At 50.1% G+C, this 19,147-nt stretch carries 18 protein-coding genes and 2 tRNA genes; 7 read left to right on the top strand and 13 right to left on the bottom strand.

Annotated features, from left to right (window positions below; genetic code table 11):
- Nucleotides 1–62: 62 nt before the first annotated feature.
- Nucleotides 63–992 (top strand): carbamate kinase, encoded by a 930-nt coding sequence (arcC, locus tag DW743_RS01510; protein WP_022463144.1) that lies wholly within the window; start codon nt 63–65, stop codon nt 990–992.
- Nucleotides 993–1,068: 76 nt separating this feature from the next.
- Here arcC and DW743_RS01505 read toward each other — a convergent pair whose 3' ends face one another.
- The 10 genes from DW743_RS01505 to DW743_RS01460 form a co-directional block, all read right to left on the bottom strand.
- Nucleotides 1,069–2,466 carry a glycine--tRNA ligase gene (locus tag DW743_RS01505; protein ID WP_055265793.1) on the bottom strand — a complete coding sequence of 466 codons (1,398 nt, stop codon included), beginning with the start codon at nt 2,464–2,466 and terminating at the stop codon, nt 1,069–1,071.
- 27 nt (nt 2,467–2,493) lie between these two features.
- The gene (locus tag DW743_RS01500; RefSeq protein ID WP_117509654.1) at nt 2,494–3,186 is read right to left on the bottom strand and encodes a hypothetical protein; all 693 of its coding nucleotides are present in this window, start codon (nt 3,184–3,186) and stop codon (nt 2,494–2,496) included.
- Nucleotides 3,187–3,211: 25 nt separating this feature from the next.
- A complete protein-coding gene (locus DW743_RS01495; protein WP_055265795.1) occupies nt 3,212–4,492 on the bottom strand; it encodes an adenylosuccinate synthase in 1,281 nt (426 codons plus the stop codon).
- A 141-nt stretch (nt 4,493–4,633) separates the two neighbouring features.
- A complete protein-coding gene (gene purB, locus DW743_RS01490) occupies nt 4,634–6,070 on the bottom strand; it encodes an adenylosuccinate lyase (protein ID WP_117760493.1) in 1,437 nt (478 codons plus the stop codon).
- Between the two features lie 167 nt (nt 6,071–6,237).
- Nucleotides 6,238–6,996, bottom strand: a complete 759-nt coding sequence (locus tag DW743_RS01485) for an amino acid ABC transporter ATP-binding protein (protein WP_117760494.1) — start codon at nt 6,994–6,996, stop codon at nt 6,238–6,240.
- Between the two features lie 24 nt (nt 6,997–7,020).
- Nucleotides 7,021–7,668, bottom strand: a complete 648-nt coding sequence (locus DW743_RS01480) for an amino acid ABC transporter permease (protein WP_022463138.1) — start codon at nt 7,666–7,668, stop codon at nt 7,021–7,023.
- A 6-nt stretch (nt 7,669–7,674) separates the two neighbouring features.
- Nucleotides 7,675–8,529, bottom strand: coding sequence for an amino acid ABC transporter substrate-binding protein (locus tag DW743_RS01475; protein ID WP_117509655.1), 855 nt, complete (start codon nt 8,527–8,529; stop codon nt 7,675–7,677).
- 206 nt (nt 8,530–8,735) lie between these two features.
- Nucleotides 8,736–9,860, bottom strand: a complete 1,125-nt coding sequence (alr, locus tag DW743_RS01470) for an alanine racemase (protein ID WP_117509656.1) — start codon at nt 9,858–9,860, stop codon at nt 8,736–8,738.
- A gap of 111 nt (nt 9,861–9,971) precedes the next feature.
- Nucleotides 9,972–10,427, bottom strand: a complete 456-nt coding sequence (locus tag DW743_RS01465) for an Lrp/AsnC family transcriptional regulator (protein ID WP_022463135.1) — start codon at nt 10,425–10,427, stop codon at nt 9,972–9,974.
- A gap of 174 nt (nt 10,428–10,601) precedes the next feature.
- Nucleotides 10,602–10,868: a 4Fe-4S dicluster domain-containing protein gene (locus DW743_RS01460; RefSeq protein ID WP_158554987.1), complete on the bottom strand. Its 267-nt coding sequence runs from the start codon at nt 10,866–10,868 to the stop codon at nt 10,602–10,604.
- 252 nt (nt 10,869–11,120) lie between these two features.
- On the opposite strand from DW743_RS01460, the gene DW743_RS01455 reads away from it, so the two are divergent.
- The 5 genes from DW743_RS01455 to DW743_RS01435 all read left to right on the top strand — a co-directional run bounded on the left by DW743_RS01455 (nt 11,121) and on the right by DW743_RS01435 (nt 13,495).
- A tRNA-Gly gene (locus DW743_RS01455) sits at nt 11,121–11,191 on the top strand.
- A 20-nt stretch (nt 11,192–11,211) separates the two neighbouring features.
- Nucleotides 11,212–11,283, top strand: a tRNA-Gly gene (locus tag DW743_RS01450).
- Between the two features lie 81 nt (nt 11,284–11,364).
- Nucleotides 11,365–12,213, top strand: coding sequence for an NAD(+) diphosphatase (nudC, locus tag DW743_RS01445; protein ID WP_117509657.1), 849 nt, complete (start codon nt 11,365–11,367; stop codon nt 12,211–12,213).
- 127 nt (nt 12,214–12,340) lie between these two features.
- Entirely contained in the window at nt 12,341–12,658 is a 318-nt protein-coding gene (gene trxA / locus DW743_RS01440; RefSeq protein WP_117509658.1) for a thioredoxin, read from the top strand.
- A gap of 153 nt (nt 12,659–12,811) precedes the next feature.
- Complete coding sequence (locus DW743_RS01435; RefSeq protein ID WP_117509659.1) at nt 12,812–13,495, top strand: Crp/Fnr family transcriptional regulator; 684 nt, start codon at nt 12,812–12,814, stop codon at nt 13,493–13,495.
- Nucleotides 13,496–13,567: 72 nt separating this feature from the next.
- On the opposite strand, the gene DW743_RS01430 is transcribed toward DW743_RS01435, so the two are convergent.
- The gene (locus tag DW743_RS01430; RefSeq protein ID WP_117509660.1) at nt 13,568–14,596 is read right to left on the bottom strand and encodes a S66 family peptidase; all 1,029 of its coding nucleotides are present in this window, start codon (nt 14,594–14,596) and stop codon (nt 13,568–13,570) included.
- Nucleotides 14,597–14,609: 13 nt separating this feature from the next.
- Nucleotides 14,610–15,305, bottom strand: a complete 696-nt coding sequence (locus DW743_RS01425; protein ID WP_117760495.1) for a YigZ family protein — start codon at nt 15,303–15,305, stop codon at nt 14,610–14,612.
- Between the two features lie 205 nt (nt 15,306–15,510).
- Between DW743_RS01425 and DW743_RS01420 the strand changes: the two genes are divergently transcribed.
- On the top strand, nt 15,511–18,108 hold the full coding sequence (locus tag DW743_RS01420; protein ID WP_117760496.1) for a transglycosylase domain-containing protein: 2,598 nt from the start codon (nt 15,511–15,513) through the stop codon (nt 18,106–18,108).
- A gap of 91 nt (nt 18,109–18,199) precedes the next feature.
- Here the strand turns inward: DW743_RS01420 and DW743_RS01415 are convergent, their stop codons facing one another.
- Nucleotides 18,200–19,144: an ROK family glucokinase gene (locus DW743_RS01415; protein WP_117760497.1), complete on the bottom strand. Its 945-nt coding sequence runs from the start codon at nt 19,142–19,144 to the stop codon at nt 18,200–18,202.
- Between the last annotated feature and the right edge of the window lie 3 nt (nt 19,145–19,147).

Genomic DNA, 19,147 nt, shown 5'->3' with positions numbered 1-19,147 from the left:
CTATATTGATGCCTGGTTTTTTCGTATCAAAATCTATGAACTGCAAAGAGAGGTATCTTCCAATGAAAAGAAAAAAAATAGTTGTTGCACTGGGACACAAAGCTCTTGGAACGACGCTGCCGGAACAGAAAGCAGCCGTAAAACGTTCCGCAAAAGTAATCGCAGATCTCGTTGCTGCCGGCGCTGATGTTGTCATCACCCACAGCAATGCGCCGCAGGTCGGCATGATCCACATGGCGATGAATGAATTCGGCAAAATGCACACCGACTACAGCGCAGCCCCGATGTCTGTCTGCTCCGCTATGAGCGAAGGCTACATCGGCTACGACCTGCAGAACGCCATCCGTGCTGAGCTTCTCCGCAGGGGAATCTTCAAAACCACATCCACGATTCTTACACAGGTTGAAGTAGATCCGTACGACGATGCCTTCAACAATCCGGTCAAACTGATCGGCCGTACGCTTACCAAAGAGGAGGCTGACGCAGAGGAAGAAAAAGGAAACTACGTAACGAAAACCGAGGACGGCTACCGCCGAATCGTTGCTGCTCCGAAGCCGCAGGATATCGTAGAGATCGACTCCATCCGTCTTCTTCTCGATGCCGGACAGGTTGTCATCGCAGCAGGCGGCGGCGGAATCCCGGTTCTCCCACAGAATGAAGAGTTAAAGGGTGCATCCGCAGTCATCGAAAAAGACCTCACCAGCGGCCTGATGGCAGAAATGCTGAACGCAGACATGCTGATGATCCTGACCAGCGTGGAAAACGTTTCCATCAACTACGGTACCCCGGACGAAAAACCGCTGGAGCACATCACCGTTGCTGACGCGAAGAAATACATCGCAGAAGGCCAGTTCGGAGAAAACTCCATGCTGCCGAAGATGGAAGCAGCTGTTTCTTTCCTCGAGAAAGGCATCGGCCGTACCGCAGTCATCACTTCCATTGATTCCGCACTCGCCGGATTCCAGGGAAAAACAGGTACGATTATTGAGTAATACAAAGTATACAAAAAAGGATTCCCTCGAGTGGGAATCCTTTTTTTCTACTCTTTTTCCGGACTAAAAAGCCAGATTAGAAAGTAAATTTATCTGCAAAGTAAGCATCGAGATCCTCAATTTTAATTCTCTCCTGCTCCATGGTGTCACGGTCACGGACGGTAACAGCACCATCGGTCTCGGAATCGAAGTCGTAGGTGATGCAGTACGGAGTACCGATCTCATCCTGACGGCGATACCGTTTTCCGATATTTCCACGGTCATCAAACTCGCAGTTGTATTTCTTGGACAGCTCTGCAAAGACTTTCTCAGCGCCCTCGTTCAGCTTCTTGGAAAGCGGAAGCACACCGATTTTTACCGGTGCCAGTGCCGGATGGAAATGCATCACGGTACGAACATCATTCTTCTCTGCGTCGAGAACTTCCTCGTCATAAGCGCTGCACAGGAATGCCAGAACGACACGGTCAGCACCAAGAGACGGCTCGATAACATACGGGATGTATTTCTCGTTCTTCTCTGGATCGAAATAGGTCATATCCTGTCCGGATACATTCTGATGCTGAGTCAGGTCGTAATCGGTACGGTCTGCGATTCCCCACAGCTCGCCCCATCCGAACGGGAACAGGAACTCGATATCGGTTGTTCCCTTGCTGTAGAAGCACAGCTCTTCCGGAGAATGGTCTCTTGCACGCATCTCTTCGTCTTTCATGCCGAGGCTCTTCAGCCAGTTGATGCAGAAGCCTCTCCAGTACTGGAACCAGTCAAGATCGGTGCCAGGCTCGCAGAAGAACTCCAGCTCCATCTGCTCGAACTCACGGGTACGGAAGGTGAAGTTACCCGGTGTAATCTCGTTACGGAAAGATTTACCGATCTGACCGATTCCGAACGGAATTTTCTTTCTGGAAGTACGCTGTACGTTTTTGAAGTTTACGAAGATACCCTGTGCAGTCTCCGGACGAAGATATACGGTGTTCTTCGCATCCTCTGTAACACCCTGGAAGGTTTTGAACATCAGGTTGAACTGACGGATATCGGTAAAATTATGTTTTCCGCAGGACGGACACGGAATCTGATGCTCCTCGATGAAGTTCTTCATCTCTTCCTGGGACCATGCGTCTACACTGCCGCCTTCGATTTCAATGCCTTTTTCCTCGCAGAAGTCTTCGATCAGCTTGTCTGCACGGAAACGCTCGTGGCACTCTTTACAGTCCATCAGAGGATCGGAAAATCCGCCGAGATGACCGGAAGCTACCCATGTCTGCGGGTTCATCAGGATCGCGCAGTCAACACCTACGTTGTGCGGGCTCTCCATCACGAATTTCTGCCACCATGCTTTTTTCACGTTGTTTTTCAGCTCAACACCGAGCGGGCCGTAATCCCAGGTATTTGCCAGGCCGCCGTAAATTTCGGAACCCGGATATACAAAACCTCTGGATTTTGCTACTGCCACAATTTTGTCCATTGTCTTTTCCATAGTTAGTTACTCCTCTATTTTATTTGTTTACTTACCATAAACAACAATAACAGGACTGGCAAGAAGAACGTCCTGCTCATATTCCTGCTCTGTTTCTTCTGTCTTAGTCTGCTCTGATGATGACGCAGAATCACTCTCTGTGGACTTTGTGGTCCACTCGCCGGCCGTATCCACCGTGTTTTTTCCTTTGATCACGGCTGTACCGGAAACGCAGAGCACCGGATCTTCCGTTACGATTTCCAGCGGCTCCTCGCAGACAATCACGCGTACATGCTTAACGCCTTTGACCGCATCTTCGACTGAAACCTCATTGCCTTTAGAATCGACAAAGGAAGCGGAAAAATCATATCCCGCTTCTTCTGCCTCATCCAGCGTGCCTGCGAAAAATTCTGCTCCGTGATAATCCGCGTAAGACTGGTAATCTCCGTATTCCATCCGGATCTCCACCTTGTCCTCTTTGATCTGGCATTTTTCCAGCTTCACGGAATCCGCATCGCCGCGCTCCTCTGTGAATTTTTTGATGTCATCCTCCACAAAGACCTTCAGTTCGTCTTCCGTGTAATCATCGTCTTTGCTGTAATCTTCCACAATAGCTTCTGTCACAACACCATTTTTGCTCACATAGACAGATGTCGTTGTCACATCTTTTAACTTCTCACAGCCCGACAGCAGCACGGAAGCCGCTGTCAGAACTGCGAGAAGCTGTCCTGCTTTTTTCATAAAAATCCTCTAAAAACCGCCTGAATTATTTGTTGCGGTAAATGATATCGTCTCTTCCCGGCCCGTTGGAGATCATGGTGATCGGGAATCCGATTTCTTTCTCTACAAACTCGATGTAGTTTCTGCAGTTTTCCGGCAGATCCTCATATTTCTTGATGCCGCGGATATCGCATTTCCAGCCCGGAAGCGTTTTCAGCACCGGTTTTGCTTTCTCAAGAATGCTGGTGTTCGGGAAATCGTGGATTTCTTTTCCGTCTACTTCGTATGCTGTGCAGACCGGAATCTCATCCAGATAGCCAAGTACGTCAAGTACGGTGAACGCTACATCGGTGGTACCCTGCATTCTGCAGCCGTAACGGGAAGCAACACAGTCGAACCATCCCATACGTCTCGGGCGGCCTGTGGTTGCACCGAACTCTCCGCCGTCTCCGCCGCGTCTTCTGAGCTCATCTGCCTCATCGCCGAAGATCTCGGAAACGAAAGCACCTGCTCCTACTGCGCTGGAGTAAGCTTTGCATACGGTTACGATTTTCTTGATTTCATATGGCGGAACACCTGCTCCTACTGCGCCGTAGCCGGCCAGTGTGGAAGAAGAAGTTACCATCGGGTAAATTCCGTGATCCGGGTCTTTTAAGGAACCAAGCTGACCCTCAAGCAGGATCTCCTTGCCTTCCTGAATCGCGTTCCACAGGAATGCGGAAGTATCGCATACGTATGGCTCAACCATTTTTTTGTATTCCATCAGCTCTGCATAGATCTCATCCGGATTTAACTGCGGTTTGTGATACAGATGCTCGAGCAGAATGTTCTTGGTTTCGCATACGGATTTCAGTTTCTCTTTCAGGTGCTCATCGTCGAACAACTCGTTTACCTGGAAACCGATTTTTGCATATTTATCTGAGTAGAACGGAGCGATACCGGATTTGGTGGAACCAAAGGATTTTCCGCCCAGACGCTCTTCCTCATACTGATCGAACAGGATGTGGTACGGCATTACCATCTGTGCACGGTCGGAAATTTTGATCTTCGGTGCCGGCACTCCCTTCGAAACGATCTCATTTAACTCTTTGATCAGAACCGGAATATTGAGTGCAACACCGTTTCCGATTACGCTTGTTGTGTGGCTGTAAAATACGCCGGATGGAAGGGTATGAAGTGCAAACTTTCCATAGTTGTTTACAATGGTATGGCCTGCATTCGCACCACCCTGGAAACGGACAATAATGTCTGCCTCTTTTGCGAGCATATCGGTAATCTTACCTTTTCCCTCGTCTCCCCAGTTTGCTCCTACTACTGCCTTAATCATGTGACATCCTCCTAATTCAACGTATACTTGCGGCCTCTTTGTTTCGGCCGTTCATGCATAGTATACCATGTTTTCTTCATAAGTAAAACTTATTATTACTTATAAAATTTGTTTTTTTATTATTTCTGTTTATCAAACGCATCAGACGTTGATTTCCGCAGTCATGCCAAGTGCCTCTTTGTTTGCCTCAAGCACCGGATTAACTACGTTCTTCAGGAATGCGTCAACCTGTACGGATGCGCGGCCTGTGTATTTGGACGGATCCATCGTCTTTTCCAGCTCTTCTTTGGTCAGATGGAACATCTCATCCGCTGCGATCAGATCCAGAAGATCATTATCGCGGCCTTCCTCTTTGACATGTTTTCCGGCGATCATGGACAGCTCGCGGATTCTCTCATGCAGCTCCTGACGGTCGCCGCCTGCTTTTACCGCATCCATCATGATATTCTCAGTTGCCATAAACGGAAGCTCTGCCATCATGTGTTTTAAGATAACCTTTGGATAAACCACAAGTCCGTCTACGACGTTCATGCACAGATCCAGGATACCGTCGATGGCAAGGAAGCCTTCCGGAATGGAAAGTCTCTTGTTTGCAGAGTCATCGAGGGTTCTCTCAAACCACTGTACAGAAGAGGTGATGGCCGGATTTAATGCATCGGTGATCACATAACGGGACAGGGATGCGATACGCTCGCTTCTCATCGGATTTCTCTTATATGCCATGGCGGAAGATCCGATCTGTCCTTTCTCGAACGGTTCCTCGACTTCTTTTAAGTGCTGCAGAAGACGGATATCGTTGGAGAATTTCGTTGCGCTTGCCGCAATGCCTGCCAGAACGTTTAATACTCTCGTATCGACTTTTCTGGAATACGTCTGTCCGGAAACAGGATAGCAGTTCTTGAAGCCCATTTTCTCAGCGATCATCGGATCGATCTTGTCGATGGTCTCCTGATCTCCTTCGAACAGCTCTAAAAAGCTTGCCTGTGTGCCTGTTGTTCCTTTGGAGCCGAGCAGCTTTAAGGTGCTCTGTACATACTCGAGATCTTCAAGGTCCATTAAGAACTCCTGCATCCACAGGGTTGCACGTTTTCCGACGGTGGTCGGCTGTGCCGGCTGGAAGTGGGTGAAGGCAAGGGTCGGCTGGTCTTTGTAGGTATCCGCAAATTTTGCCAGCTCAGCGATAACGTTCACCAGTTTTTTCTTCACCAGCTTTAAGGCTTCGTTCATGACAATGATATCGGTATTGTCGCCTACGTAGCAGCTGGTTGCTCCCAGATGGATGATTCCTTTTGCTTTCGGACACTGTACGCCGTAGGCATACACATGGGACATTACGTCATGACGGCAGACTTTCTCTCTTTCTTTTGCCACATCGTAGTTGATGTTCTCGGCATTTGCTTTCAGTTCTTCGATCTGCTCATCTGTAATAGAAAGTCCCAGTTCTTTTTCTGTCTCAGCCAGCGCAATCCATAACTTTCTCCAGGTACGGAATTTCATATCCGGGGAGAAGATGTACTGCATCTCCTTGCTTGCATAACGTTCGGAAAGAGGGCTTACATATCTGTCAGTTCCGCTCATAGACACGATTCTCCTTTTCTTGTCAAAATGTGTATTCGGTTTCTCTTTTATCCCCGCTCTTTTTCATTCCCAAAAACAGAATGGGACGTATAAAGAGCGTGTTTGAAATACGTTTCAACCACGCTCTAGTATAACGCATGTTGTTTTTTTAGGCAAGTGCAACGTCGTTACTTCTCACGAAATTTTCCCAAAAAGCCCTGCATTCTGGCATTTTCGGAATCGAAGACTTCGTCCGGCGTTCCTTCCACGGCGATCACGCCCTGTTCCATAAAGATGACGCGGTTGGAAATCTCCCGGGCAAAATTCATCTCGTGGGTAACGATCACCATGGTCATATTCATCTCCGCAAGAGATTTGATGACCTTCAGCACCTCGCCTGTCAGCTCCGGGTCGAGCGCCGAAGTCGGCTCATCAAAAAAGAGCACCTTCGGATTCAGCATCAGCGCGCGCGCAATCGCAACCCTCTGACACTGACCGCCGGAAAGCTGACACGGATACGCCTTTTCTTTTCCTGTGAGCCCCATTTTCTGCAGCAGCTCTTCTGCCTGTGCTTCCACCTCCGCACGGTTGCGTTTCTGCACATGAATCGGCGCATCGCAGAGGTTTTTCATCACATCATAATGTGGAAACAGGTGGAAGCTCTGGAATACCATTCCAAAGTTTTCCTGAATTTTCCGCAGCACGGCCGGCTTTGCATAAACGGATTTTCCATTTTGCATGGTGACTGCCTGCTCGCCAAGATACGTCAGGTCACCGCCATCCATCGTCTCCAGCATCGCCGCACACCGCAGCAGCGTCGATTTTCCCGATCCCGACGGGCCGATGATCGAGAGCACCTCGCCCTCTTCTACTTTGAGGGAAATATCTTTTAACACTTCGAGATCCCCAAAGCTCTTTCTTACATGGTTCATTTCCAGATAAATCATATCGTTTTCCGCTCTCTTCTATAGTTAATGATAATAAGAAAATTTCTTTTCCAAAAGTTCCATCACCCACGCCACGACAAAGTTGAAGATGTAGTAGAAAATACCGGCGGCGACGAACGGAACCATCGTGGTCTTGGCCGCCGCGATCTGTTTTGCGATCGTGAACATTTCCACATAGGAAATGGAAAAGGCCAGCGACGTATCCTTGACCAGCGTAATCACCTCATTGGTGATCGCCGGCAGAATCCGTTTCACAACCTGCGGCAGAATAATGCGGACAAACGTCTGTCCCTTCGAATAACCAAGAAGCTTTGCTGCCTCGTACTGTCCACGATCCATCGAAACGATGCCGGAGCGGTAGATTTCTGCAAAATAGGCGCCGTAGTTTAAGGCAAATCCGGTGATAATCGCCGGAAAGCGCCATTTTCCGATGTTCATACCGAACAGATAGAACGGTCCGAAGTAAACCACCATGAGCTGCAGCATCAGAGGCGTGCCGCGCATCAGGGAGATATAGAGCCGGAAAATTCCGCTCACAATCCGGTTTTTCGACATACGCCCGAAGGCGATCAGCAGACCGAGCGGCAGGGAAAATACGAGCGTCAGGACAAATATCGAGATCGTTCCCGCCATTCCGGTACTAAGCTGTGATAGAATCATGGACAACTTCATGCTGCTTTACTCTCCTTTTTTCTCCAGACACACCATGTCTGCGATTCCGTATTTTTCTGCGAGCTTGTCGAATGTTCCGTCGGCCAGAACCTGCTGCAGGCCTTCGTTTACTTTATCGCAGAGCTCGGTATTTCCTTTTTTGAATCCGATCGCATATTTCTCAGAGTTCAGGTGCTCGTCGAGGATTTTGTATCCTTCTCCGCGGCTTTCCAGCTGATATTTGGCAACGCCGATATCCATGGCAACCGCATCGATGGAACCTGCCTGAAGCTCTACAAACGCATTGTTATAATCCGGGAACTGCTGCAGAGCGGCGAAAGTATCGGCGAGTTCTTTCTGACCGCCTTCTTCCTCACTCTGTAAAAGATCGAGTGCTGCGGATGCTGCCTGCACACCAACCGTCTTTCCTGCCAGATCGGACAGGCTGTTGATGCCGGAATTCTCAGATACGACCATCACCTGGCTGTTGTCCACGTACGGATCGGACCAGGTGTAATCGTCCTCTCTGCCGTTCATGGTAAAGCCGTTCCAGATGCAGTCAATCGCACCAGAATTCAGCTCGGTATCTTTCGCATCCCAGTTGATCGGGGTTTTTACCAGCTTCCAGCCGTAAATCTCGCAGACTGCCTCGGCGAGCTCCAGGTCAAATCCGGTGTAATCGCCGGTCTCATCGTCCATGTAGCCGTACGGCGGGTATTCTGCATCGAAGCCCACGGTAAAGGTTGTCGTTCCGTCTGCGGAAGAGGATGCTGCTCCTGCTGATGAGGCAGATGTTTTTGCTGTGTCTGCAAAGCCGCAGCCAGCCAGCAGGGCAGATACACAAAAGGCTGCTGTCAAAATGCTAACCATTTTCTTTTTCATAATAATCTTCTCCTTTTTTACGTGATCATGTTATCACTGTACTACGCTAAACTAATTGGTATCCTACCATACTCCGGCACCGCCTGTCAACCCGCACCGGTTAAATAATCCAGAAAACCTGTTCCAACACAAAAAAGTCTCCGAAACGGTCAGCAGATTCTGCTTTTTTCCGTCTTCGGAGACTTTGATTTTTCTATTTTGGATAACTATTTATAAACCCTTGTTACACGGCTGCTGATATCGCAGAGCATCTCGTAATCGAAACGTGCCGCCGGGTTGGCGATCTCTTCGATCGTGATGGTCTCATCCCCGTCGGTTCCGACAAGCGTTACAACGTCCTCCACCTGCACATCCGGGATGTCGGTCACGTCCACCATCATCTGATCCATACAGATTCTTCCGATGATCGGTGCTTTTTTCCCGTGGATCAGCACACAGCCCTGGTTCGAGAGAGCTCTCGGATAGCCGTCTGCATAGCCGGCTGAAACAGTTGCGATCCGTGTCATCGGTTTCTCGGTCACATACGTGGCACCGTAGCTGACGCCGATGCCCGGGCCGACTTCCTTCACATGGATGACATGGCTCTTCCAGGAAAGCGCCGGGATCAGATCGAGACGCTCTTTTTTTACCTTCTCGGATGGGTAAATGCCGTAGGTGATGATACCGGAACGCACCATCTCAAAGCGGTGATCGTCAAATTCCATGATTCCGGCGGAGTTGCAGATATGGCGAAGCGGAATCGTCACGCCGCGCTCTGCTAAAAGTGCCGTCATCTTATCATATTTTTCCATCTGCATCGAACAGTACGTCTTGTCTTCCTGATCGGCGCAGGAGAAATGCGTAAACATACCTTCCAGCTCGATGTGCGGAAGATCCGCGATTTTTGCCGCCTCATCCGCATCGTGCTCTGTCACCTGGAAGCCGATCCGCGTCATGCCGGTATCGACCGCGAGGTGTGCTTTTGCTTTCCGGTTCTGGCGTGCTGCCTCTTTTTCGAGGGCAAGTGCCTGTGCGTAGCTGTCGATCGTCTGAGTGATGTCGTATTCCACAAGGTCGCCGTACTGGGACGGGGACACGTAGCCGAGAATCAGGATCGGCGCGGAAATGCCGTTTTCTCTGAGCTCGACAGCCTCCTCGATGGTTGCGGTTGCAAAATAATCAACCTGGTTTTCCAGATAGGATGCTACCGGAACGGCACCGTGGCCGTAGGCGTTCGCTTTTACAACGCCAAGGAGTTTCACGCCCTCCGGTAGTCTTTTTTTCACTTCTCTGATGTTATGCCCGATCGCTTCGAGTGAAATCTCTGCATAACAGCGTAAGTATCTGTTCACTTTTTTCCTTCTTTCTTTCCGTACTTTTTCTGAGACGCCAAAACGTGCCTGAAAACTCTTTCGGATTATTTTCAGACACGCTCTCGTATCAGATTCCGGCTGTGCCGGTTTTTATTTGTCCGGTCTGCGGATGGCGGAATAGATATTTTTTACATTTTTCAGCACTACATGCGTTCTTGTCGCATCGACGCCCGGAAGGCTCATCACCTGGCGGTGGATTTCTTCGAGTTCGTCGGATGAGTGACAGGAAATGCGGATAATCAAATCAAAATCTCCGGTCTGATAATAGCAGGATACGATGTACTCCAGTTTCTGGATCGCATCTGCAAAACTGTCAAAGAACTTCGGATGCTCCAGGCTGACTTCCATCAGCGCGGTCATCTCATTTCCCGTTTTCTTTTCGTCTACAATAATGGTGTATTCTTTAATCACTCCGGTTTCTTCCATTTTACGGATTCTCTCGATGACTGCAGAAACCGATAAATGAATCTCTTTGCTGATATTGGAAGCCGTCTCGCGGGCATTTTTCTGCAATATCTTCAGAATCTTATAATCAATGGCATCCATGTATTTTTCCTCCCATAAGAATTGACAGGGCTCTTCTTTCCAGATTTTAGCATAAAATTTCCCTGTCACTACCTTTCTATTATATCAAATTTTTCAGATAAGTCCAGTTTTTCCCAAAATATTTTATAGAAAGATTAGAATGCTTCTTTAAATTGCACAGATGCTCCTTTTTTCCTATTCTCCGAAGGTTTCCGCAATATCCTGCATCAGAATGCCGATCCCGAGGTGCTGCGGGCACTGCTTTTCACAGCGATAACAGTTGATGCAGTCATCGGCACGTTTGTCCTGACGCTCATACTCTGCACGAACCGCTTCGACGCCTTCCGTCGCTGTCCGGTTGTAAAGCGCAAACAAACCCGGGATGTTGATTTTTACCATGCACGGCATACAGCTCTGACAACCGGTGCAGCAAACCAGAAGTTCTGTTCCATTTTCCTGCATAGGGAAATTCCCCCTTTTTTGCTTTTCCGTTTTTCTATTATAGTACATTTCCCGTTCTGGAACAAGGCTGATCTTTGCGGACATTTTCACGCCCCTTTCACCCTGAATTTTCTCCTTTTTCAGTGTTTTGAAAATTTTTTAATTTTTTTCAAAAAAGGGGTTGACTTTTTCTCAGCTTTCCTGTAGAATACGTTTTGTCAGTGAGGCACGGCAGTCAACAAGACAGAGAAAAAAAATCAGTGCCCATCATCTGCGGGTGTAGTTCAATGGTAGAACACCAGCCTTCCAAGCTGGATACGTGGGTTCGATTCCCATCACCCGCTTCATCCAAAAGGATGTATATGCGCGAGTGGCTCAGGGGTGGAGTACAACCTTGCCAAGGTTGGGGTCGCGGGTTCGAATCCCGTCTCGCGCTCTTTTTATTACCGAAATTTCTTCACAGGAATTTCGGTTTTTTGTTTTTCCAAAAACTTTTTTACCAAAGAAAGGAATTCTTATGATTCAGGACATTGCTCCGCATAAATATTATGTAGATTACCAGCCTTCTGTTCCGAACGATACGGATCTTGTTTTAATTTACGGTCATCATACAATTCTGTGCAATTTCGAAGATCCCGAGATCTGCTACCCTTCCATTGCGGAAATTGCAGCTGTTTTTCCGGAGATTAAAGAAAAGGCAAAATTTCTGTTCCGCATTGATGAGACGGACTATTATGAACTGCGCAGTCCGCAGCTTCCGGAATTTGGCATCTGGAAATACGAAAATACACTAATTCTTCGCAGCGCCGTTCCGGGATGGCTCGGGTTTGCCGGTATCACCGGTTACCAGATCCACACCTGGTACACCGACCACACCTACTGCGGCCGCTGCGGAACGAAGATGCATGCGCCTGGAAATGAACGCGCGATGCAGTGCCCTTCCTGCGGCGCGCTCTCCTATCCGGTCATCTGCCCGAGCGTCATCGTTGCCATCACCGACGGTGACCGCCTGCTGCTCACGAAGTACGCACCTTCCCACAGCAGCCACCGCCAGTACGCCCTCGTGGCCGGCTATACCGAGGTCGGTGAGACGCTGGAACAGACGGTGCACCGTGAAGTCATGGAAGAAGTCGGATTAAAGGTCAAAAATCTGAGATACTATAAGAGTCAGCCGTGGTCCTTCAGCGGCTCGCTGCTCGCCGGATTTTACTGCGATGTGGACGGCGATCCGTCCATTACCCTCGACCGCGAGGAACTCTCCGTTGCCGAATGGTTTGACCGCGATTCTCTTCCGGAGACGCCGAACCTCATCAGTCTGACCGGTGAAATGATCGAATGCTTCCGCCAGGGAAAAGAACCGAAATAAAAAATAAGAAATCATTTTGTGACTTAGTCACAGAACTTCCCGTTCTGCTGTGGTATTCTACAGTCACAACAGAAAAACACTTACCGGGAAATAAAAAATCCCGTTTTAAAAAAGGAGGACTTCTATTATGTCATTAATTCATGTTACATCCGAAAACTTTGAAAAAGCTCTGCAGGCAGCACCTGGCGTTGCCGTTGTTGATTTCTTTGCTACCTGGTGCGGACCGTGCAAAATGCTCGCCCCGGTCATCGAAGAGGCAGCTGAGGATATGCCGGAGATCCAGTTCTACAAAGTAGACGTTGACGAAGCACCGGAGCTGGCAAGATCCTTTAAAGTCATGAGCGTTCCGACCCTCGCTTTCTTCAAAAACGGCGAACTCGTAAAGAAAAACGTCGGCGCCGTTTCCTATGAGGAGCTGGAAGAACTGATTAACTCTGTAAAATAAACAGCGTAATATTGGAAATGCAAGAAAAAACGTATCGGCACAAAAACCGATACGTTTTTTCTTGCATTTCTTTCCGTTCTTTTCTATCATGGAAGAAACGGCTGCTGCCGTAGTTTACAAAAGAACGTTCTTCTTCCGAAAGGAGTTTTATTTATGTCATCTTTTCTGGAATCCTGTTTTCAGGAGCATTATCCATTTTATTCAAAGCTTACCGCCGATGAACAGCAGACACTCGTGCTCTCTTCCGTCCTGACGACGTATCAGCGCGGCGATTTTCTCTACAGCTGTGACGATGACTGTCTCGGCGTTCTGCTTGTCCTCTCCGGCAAGCTCCGCATCTTTATCCAGTCCGGCGAGCAGCGGGAAATTACCCTGTTTACCACCGGTCCCGGCGAAGTCTGCACGCTGTCTGCCTCCTGTGCGATGCAGGAAATCAGCTTTGATATTCTGATTGAGGCCGAGGAGGAGACGAAAGTTCTCATCACTCCGGCCAGCACGTTCCGCAGACTGTTGAATCAGAATATTTACGTTGAAAACTACATTTACCGGGAAACAACGGAGCATTTTTCCGAAGTCATGTGGGCGATGGGCCAGCTCCTCTTTACGCGGCTTGACCAGCGCCTTGCCGGATATCTCGAGGATGAACGCATCCGCACCGGTTCCCCGGTGCTCTCCACCACGCACGAACAGATCGCGCGGAACCTCGGCAGTGCCAGAGAGGTCGTTTCCCGCACCTTAAAGTCGTTCGAGAAAGACGGCATCGTCGCACTCTCCCGCGGCACGGTCACGATTCTCGATGTCAAAAAGCTCCGCGGCATCTGCCGGATGCGCCGATAGTTCTTCTACGCGCGCAGACATTTTCCCACAGGCTCTGCCCTGCCGCTCGAGAAAATATTTTTCAAAAGCGTTCTAACGGCACTCCATCTTAATTTCAATCTCATTTCCTTCCACGGCCACCTTCGCATAACTTCCGACGATCAGCGGCATCGCCGGATGAAGGTGTCCGATGTCGAGATCCATCACGATCGGCACGTTGTATTTTCCAAGCAGATCCGTCACGGCGCGGTACTGGTCGAGTTCCCCGAATTTCTGTCCGAACTGCAGCGGGCGGCCAATCAAAAAGCCTTTCACATATTGGAACCAGCCGGCGTGCTCCATCTGCCAGATTGCGCGGCGGATCGCAAAGACGTTCAGATCGCACGCTTCCAGAAACCAGACAAAACCGTCCTCTTTATATTTTTCCACAAAATCAACCGTTCCGTCGTACTTCGTTCCAAGAATATTGACGAGACAGTCGAGACAGCCGCCGATGAGCCGTCCCTCAAATGCACTGTCCGCATCCGGGAAGCGGCGCAGAACGCGCGGTTCTGTAATCTGGTACGGCAGATACGGATTTTCCTCGCTTCTGCCCTTCGCATCGTCTCTTTCCCATCCCTCATAGCCGCGGACGGTACGCACTTCTCCCGTCAGTACGCCAAACGCATCCGCTACGGATTTATGCCACGGCTCCATGCCGAAATCACTCGCACACGGACCGTAAACAGCCGCCGTATCGCAGATGGTCGGCAGAAGATACGTAAAATGCGTATTGTCAGAATAGCCGAGATACCATTTCGCCGGTGCCTTTCTGATCTTTTCAAAATCCACGTAATCGAGATCCTCGCACATCAGCTCTCCGCCGCCGCAGGAAATCAGACAGTCATTCTTCTCACTGACATAATATTCCGTCAGCTCTTTTCCGCACTCCTCCGGTGCCGCGCTGATTCCGATGCCGTGCTCTGCATAGCAGTTTGGCCCAAGATCCAGCTGATATCCCATCTCTTTCCATTTTTTCTGTGCATTTGCAAACGCGGACTTGTATGGCTCTGTTGTGCATCCAAACGATGGTGCCACAAAGCCGATCGTTCCGCCCTTTTTCAGATTTTCCGGAAACCTCATGTCGCATCCTCCTTTATCCTAATTCTTCTGCCTCCAGATTCTTATACTGCGTCAGCTCATCCCCGAAGATCAGCTCTCCGTCGTTCTGCGCAAAGTACAGCTCCTCTTCTTTTTCCAGTTTTGCCTTTCCGTTCGTCCCCTCGGTAATCTCCGCGCAGAGACGGTCCACCTCCGTTTTCGGAACGAGAACGCGGATTTTCACCTGATCGGTGTACTCGGATTCCAGAATCGGAATCCCCCGCTGGCCGAGCAGATACTGGATTTTACCGATGCCGTTGTAATCCGTCTCAATCAACAGCCGCACGCCGCAGATCTCGTCAATCAGAACACTGTTTGCCAGCCCCTCCTGCACCGCCTGCGAGTACGCGCGCACCAGGCCGCCCGTTCCCAGCAGCGTACCGCCGAAATACCGCGTCACCACAACAAGCACATTGCGGAGGCCTGCTCCCTGTACCACATCGAGCATCGGCCGCCCTGCCGTGCCGGAAGGCTCCCCGTCGTCGCTGCAGCGCACCGTCTCCTGATTTTCTCCAATAATATACACAAAACAGTTATGCCGCGCATCCCAGTATTTTTTCCGCAGAGCTTCCAGGCAGGAAAGTGCCTCCTCCTCAGATTCCACCAGACGCACCGTCGCAATAAAACGTGATTTCTTCTCCACGATTTCCCCGGTTCCACCCCGGTAAACCGTCCGAAACTGATCGATCATATGTCCTTACTCCTTCACCCAAATATGTACCTATCTTACCATATCATTTCTGAAAAATCAGCATTCTTTTCAGAAATACTTTTATTCCAGCCCTTTGTTTGGTATAATAAAAATAAGTATACCCTGCTTTTTGCAGGGCAGGAACACCATTGATTACTGAACTGAATCAGTTTTGCAGGAACATGACATAAGGAGGATTTTCTATATGCACTTTGGAAAAAGTCATCTGGAAGACAAACGTGAAGATCTGCGGTCCCATTACGGAAAGATTGAAAAGACGGCCGGCGTGACGGCGCTGCGCATCGCGTTCTGTCTTCTTCTTGTCGTTCTCGTCTGCGGTGCCGGGCTTGTGATCGGCGCTGTCCGCGGCGTGATTGACAGTGCCCCTGATATCTCGGAGGCAAATATCATGCCGCTCGGCAACGCGTCGTTTATCTACGATGCTGACGGCAACCAGGTACAGAAGCTGACCGGGGCTCAGGGAAACCGTGTCTCGATTTCGATTGAGGAGATTCCGCTCGATATGCAGCACGCGATCGTCGCGGTTGAGGATGCCCGTTTTTATGAGCACAACGGCATCGATCCGAGCGGTATCATCCGTGCTTTCGTTGTCGGCGTCAGCCACGGCTTTCATTTTACCGAGGGCGCCAGCACGATCACACAGCAGCTCTTAAAAAACAATGTTTTCACTGACTGGATGGAAGAGACGCGGATGCAGAGCTTCAAGCGGAAGATCCAGGAACAGTACCTGGCGCTGAAGCTGGAAAAAACACTGACCGCAGAGGGTGAAAACGCCAAAGACGTTATTCTGGAAAATTATCTGAATACGATCAACTTAGGTTCCGGCTGCTACGGTGTCCAGACGGCAGCGCAGACGTATTTCGGAAAGGATGCAAAAGATCTGACGCTCTCTGAATGCGCCGTTCTTGCCGCAATTCCAAAGGCGCCGACGGCATATAATCCGAAAAACCACCCGGAGAAAAACCAGCAGCGCCGCGACAAGATCCTGAACAACATGAAAGAGCAGGGCTACATCACCGAAGAAGAATACACCATTGCCATGAACGACAATGTTTACGACCGCATCGCCATGCACACGCAGTCCCAGGCGGAGAGCGCGCCGTACTCCTACTTTATCGATGAAGTCATCACCAACCTGATCAACGATCTGATGGTACAGAAAGGCTACACCGAAGTGCAGGCAAAGAACGTTGTCTACAGCGGCGGCCTCAAAATCTATACCACACAGGATTCCTACATGCAGTCGATTCTCGATACGGAATTCCAGAATCCGGAGAACTTCCCGGCGAACACGCAGATCGGTCTCGACTGGGCGCTCACCGTAGAGCAGGCAGACGGCGAGGTACAGAACTACAGCAAAGAGATGCTGCAGCTCTACTTCCGCAACAGCGATCCGAATTTCGATCTGCTCTTTGACTCCCAGGAGGAGGCACAGAGCTATATCGACCAGTACAAAGCCGCTATCATGCAGGAGGGCGATACGATTGTTGCCGAGCGCAGCAGCTTCACCCCGCAGCCGCAGGCGTGCATGACCGTTATGGACCAGCGCACCGGTTACGTGAAAGCCATCGTCGGCGGACGCGGCGAAAAAACAGCAAGTCTTACCTTCAACCGCGCAACCGATAATTATTCCCAGCCGGGTTCCACGTTCAAGATTCTTTCCGCGTACGGACCGGCGCTCGACCTTGGAAAGATTACACTCGCTACGGTAATTAAGGATGAGCCGTTCAACTACAGTGACGGCACACCGCTGCAGAACTCGGATCTTACTTACCATGGTGATGTTACCGTCCGCCAGGCGATCATCAATTCCATCAATATCCCGGCCGTCAAGGTACTGACCGAGCTTACGCCGAAGGTCGGCTTTGATTATCTGAAGAAGCTTGGTTTTTCCAAACTCTCCGAGGAATACGATGTGATCCAGCCGCTGGCTCTCGGCGGTATCACCTACGGTGTCAGTGATCTCGAACTGACGGCAGCCTACGCGGCAATCGCAGACGGCGGCCAGTACCGCAAGCCGGTGTTCTACACAAAGGTTACCGACAGCAAGGGAAATGTTTTAATTGACAACACAGAAAACAAGGCAACGCAGGTCTTCAAGGCAAGCACTGCCTCCCTCCTCACCAATGTCATGGAGGATGTTCTGGAAAAAGGTACCGGTGTTGCCGCCCGCCTCGACAATATGCACGCAGCCGGAAAAACCGGTACGACGAATGAGGCCAAGGATCTCGTCTTTGCAGGCTTTACACCATATTATACCGCTGCCATCTGGGCAACGTATGATACACACGCGGAGTTTCCGGAGAGCGACCGTGAATTCCACAAACGTCTCTGGGCAAAGGTCATGAATGAAATCCACGAAGGCCTTGCCGATATGGATTTCGAAACTTCCGCAACAGTACAGGAGGCAACGATCTGTACGAAGACCGGCCTGCTCGCCCGCTCAAGCTGCCCGTCCATCACCGAATACTTTGCGGTATCCGATCTGCCGACCGAGCGTTGCAAGGGCCACTACACCGCGCCGGCCTCAACACCGACGCCGACCAGAACCCCTTCTGCAGCATCAACTCCGCAGGCAACCCCGACACCGACGGAGGCACCGCAGGAAACTCCGGCTCCGCCCGAAACACCTGCCGATCCGCCTTCTAATACACCGGAGACTCCTGACACACCGGAGACTCCTGACACACCGGAGACCCCTGATGCACCGTCAGAACCGGATACCCCGGCGGAGATATCGGAAGTACAGCCGCAGTCCGAAGAGAGCGGCTCTTCCGAATAACTTTTTCAGTCAGTCTATACACAAAAAACCGGCCCTCTGGCATATGCCAGCAGGACCGGTTTTTCTATACTTCTTTTTCCATCTGAATCAATTAGTCAATCAGCATTTTTGCTGCGCCGTAGATACCAGCATCGTTTCCAAGGGAAGCGAGTACGATCGGGGTATCTTTGCATGCGATGAATGCTGCTTCACGGTAGTATTTAGCTACGCCGTCGATCAGGATCTGGCCTGCTTTGGATACACCGCCGCCGACTACGATAACTTCCGGGTCAACAACGCATGCGAATACTGCAAGTGCTCTTCCGAGGTACTCGGAGAACTCCTGAACGATTGCTTCTGCTGCTGCATCGCCTTCTTTTAATGCATCAAAGACAGCTTTTGCACTGATGGACTCTCCTCTTTCTCTTAAAGAAGACGGAGTATCATGGGATGCCAGATATTTCTTTGCCAGACGAACGATACCGGTTGCAGATGTCATCTGCTCGAGGCATCCGTGGTTTCCGCAGTTGCAGACCGCTTCTTCTTCCGGCTCAACACATGCATGACCAACCTCGCCGCCTGCGCCGTGAGCACCTGCTACGATCTTGCCGTCCACGATGATTCCGCCGCCGACACCGGTTCCAAGGGTAACCATAACCAGGTTCTTGCTTCCCTTTCCGCCGCCTGCCCACATCTCACCGAGAGCTGCTGCGTTTGCGTCGTTTGCTGCTTTTACTGCCATTCCGCCGAGTTCGTCGGAAAGCTCTTTTACGATATTTTTATATCCCCAGTTCAGGTTGACTGCGATGGAAAGCTCACCTTTGTCATTAACCGGGCCAGGTACGTCAATGCCGACACCGGCAACATCATCTGCTGCGATACCCTTCTCAGCCATTTTTGCTTTTACGCTTTTTGCGATATCCGGCAGAATTTCGCTTCCGCCGTTTTCGGTGCGGGTCGGGATTTCCCATTTTTCCAACAGAGTTCCGTCTGTCTGGAACATTCCGCATTTCACTGAAGTACCCCCAACATCGATTCCAAATACATAGTTTGCCATTTT

The sequence above is a fragment of the Blautia sp. AM28-27 genome (assembly GCF_003480905.1).
GTDB lineage: Bacteria > Bacillota > Clostridia > Lachnospirales > Lachnospiraceae > Fusicatenibacter > Fusicatenibacter saccharivorans.
The sequence above is the reverse complement of the archived record's forward strand: the minus strand, read 5'-3'. Positions and strand labels throughout refer to the sequence as shown.

Excerpts from the sequence above, each read along its gene's own strand:
- DW743_RS01460 (WP_158554987.1), bottom strand. The coding sequence starts at position 10,868 with ATGCAGGAAAATGGAACAGAACTTCTGGTTTGCTGCACCGGTTGTCAG.
- DW743_RS01505 (WP_055265793.1), bottom strand. The coding sequence starts at position 2,466 with ATGGAAAAGACAATGGACAAAATTGTGGCAGTAGCAAAATCCAGAGGT.
- trxA (WP_117509658.1), top strand. The coding sequence starts at position 12,341 with ATGTCATTAATTCATGTTACATCCGAAAACTTTGAAAAAGCTCTGCAG.
- DW743_RS01485 (WP_117760494.1), bottom strand. The coding sequence starts at position 6,996 with ATGATTTATCTGGAAATGAACCATGTAAGAAAGAGCTTTGGGGATCTC.
- arcC (WP_022463144.1), top strand. The coding sequence starts at position 63 with ATGAAAAGAAAAAAAATAGTTGTTGCACTGGGACACAAAGCTCTTGGA.
- DW743_RS01475 (WP_117509655.1), bottom strand. The coding sequence starts at position 8,529 with ATGAAAAAGAAAATGGTTAGCATTTTGACAGCAGCCTTTTGTGTATCT.
- purB (WP_117760493.1), bottom strand. The coding sequence starts at position 6,070 with ATGAGCGGAACTGACAGATATGTAAGCCCTCTTTCCGAACGTTATGCA.
- DW743_RS01495 (WP_055265795.1), bottom strand. The coding sequence starts at position 4,492 with ATGATTAAGGCAGTAGTAGGAGCAAACTGGGGAGACGAGGGAAAAGGT.
- DW743_RS01430 (WP_117509660.1), bottom strand. The coding sequence starts at position 14,596 with ATGAGGTTTCCGGAAAATCTGAAAAAGGGCGGAACGATCGGCTTTGTG.
- DW743_RS01435 (WP_117509659.1), top strand. The coding sequence starts at position 12,812 with ATGTCATCTTTTCTGGAATCCTGTTTTCAGGAGCATTATCCATTTTAT.
- DW743_RS01500 (WP_117509654.1), bottom strand. The coding sequence starts at position 3,186 with ATGAAAAAAGCAGGACAGCTTCTCGCAGTTCTGACAGCGGCTTCCGTG.
- DW743_RS01465 (WP_022463135.1), bottom strand. The coding sequence starts at position 10,427 with ATGGATGCCATTGATTATAAGATTCTGAAGATATTGCAGAAAAATGCC.
- DW743_RS01420 (WP_117760496.1), top strand. The coding sequence starts at position 15,511 with ATGCACTTTGGAAAAAGTCATCTGGAAGACAAACGTGAAGATCTGCGG.
- DW743_RS01415 (WP_117760497.1), bottom strand. The coding sequence starts at position 19,144 with ATGGCAAACTATGTATTTGGAATCGATGTTGGGGGTACTTCAGTGAAA.
- DW743_RS01480 (WP_022463138.1), bottom strand. The coding sequence starts at position 7,668 with ATGAAGTTGTCCATGATTCTATCACAGCTTAGTACCGGAATGGCGGGA.
- DW743_RS01425 (WP_117760495.1), bottom strand. The coding sequence starts at position 15,305 with ATGATCGATCAGTTTCGGACGGTTTACCGGGGTGGAACCGGGGAAATC.
- nudC (WP_117509657.1), top strand. The coding sequence starts at position 11,365 with ATGATTCAGGACATTGCTCCGCATAAATATTATGTAGATTACCAGCCT.